Origin of the sequence: Fundicoccus sp. Sow4_F4 (genome assembly GCF_052116145.1) — a bacterium.
Taxonomy (GTDB): domain Bacteria; phylum Bacillota; class Bacilli; order Lactobacillales; family Aerococcaceae; genus Fundicoccus.
The window spans coordinates 1-911 of the sequence record NZ_JBQKLQ010000020.1; the positions used below are offsets into that span (position 1 = coordinate 1).

Below are 911 nucleotides of genomic sequence, written 5' to 3' on the forward strand. Positions count from 1 at the left end.
TATTCTATTCAATCATGACCCGTACGGGATTCGAACCCGTGTTACCGCCGTGAAAGGGCGGTGTCTTAACCGCTTGACCAACGGGCCTTGTGTTTATTAATGCTGTCTAGCAGTTAAACTACGGAGAAGGAGGGATTTGAACCCTCGCGCCGCTATAAAGCGACCTACACCCTTAGCAGGGGCGCCTCTTCAGCCTCTTGAGTACTTCCCCATCTTAAGTGATCAAATGGTTTGTCTATCCTTAGTCTGCTAAATGGGCCTGAATGGACTCGAACCATCGACCTCACCCTTATCAGGGGTGCGCTCTAACCAGCTGAGCTACAGGCCCGTATTCTACTAAAAGCGGGTGATGAGAATCGAACTCACGACAACAGCTTGGAAGGCTGTAGTTTTACCACTAAACTACACCCGCATCTTCCATTTTAAATTGCGGAGGTAGGACTCGAACCTACGACCTTCGGGTTATGAGCCCGACGAGATGCCAACTTCTCCACTCCGCGATAATATTAGTTGGGTTAAGGAGGATAAGAGATTCGAACTCTTGCACGCTTTTACACGTCTGACGGTTTTCAAGACCGTTCCCTTCAGCCGGACTTGGGTAATCCTCCGTAACTTGAACATGGACCTTGTAGGACTCGAACCTACGACCGGACGGTTATGAGCCGTCTGCTCTAACCACCTGAGCTAAAGGTCCGGTTCTATATAGCGGCAAAGGGGATCGAACCCATGACCTCCCGGGTATGAACCGGACGCTCTAGCCAGCTGAGCTACACCGCCATTAGATTGTGAATGGGTAACACTTTATTCACATTTAAAGAAAAAAATGGAGACTAGCGGGATCGAACCGCTGACCTCCTGCGTGCAAAGCAGGCGCTCTCCCAGCTGAGCTAAGCCCCCAAAATATTTCTAAA

Annotated in this window: 9 tRNA genes; all 9 read right to left on the minus strand. The window is 49.8% G+C overall.

Features of this window, described 5'->3' with window-relative positions:
• Window positions 1-15 precede the first annotated feature (15 nt).
• Window positions 16-87 (minus strand) — tRNA-Glu (locus tag ACTQ5J_RS13440).
• 34 nt (window positions 88-121) lie between these two features.
• A tRNA-Ser gene (locus ACTQ5J_RS13445) sits at window positions 122-211 on the minus strand.
• Between the two features lie 43 nt (window positions 212-254).
• Window positions 255-328 (minus strand) — tRNA-Ile (locus ACTQ5J_RS13450).
• A 13-nt stretch (window positions 329-341) separates the two neighbouring features.
• Window positions 342-412 (minus strand) — tRNA-Gly (locus tag ACTQ5J_RS13455).
• A 15-nt stretch (window positions 413-427) separates the two neighbouring features.
• Window positions 428-500 (minus strand) — tRNA-Met (locus tag ACTQ5J_RS13460).
• 18 nt (window positions 501-518) lie between these two features.
• A tRNA-Ser gene (locus ACTQ5J_RS13465) sits at window positions 519-608 on the minus strand.
• A gap of 12 nt (window positions 609-620) precedes the next feature.
• A tRNA-Ile gene (locus ACTQ5J_RS13470) sits at window positions 621-694 on the minus strand.
• A gap of 9 nt (window positions 695-703) precedes the next feature.
• A tRNA-Met gene (locus ACTQ5J_RS13475) sits at window positions 704-777 on the minus strand.
• A gap of 47 nt (window positions 778-824) precedes the next feature.
• Window positions 825-897, minus strand: a tRNA-Ala gene (locus ACTQ5J_RS13480).
• Between the last annotated feature and the right edge of the window lie 14 nt (window positions 898-911).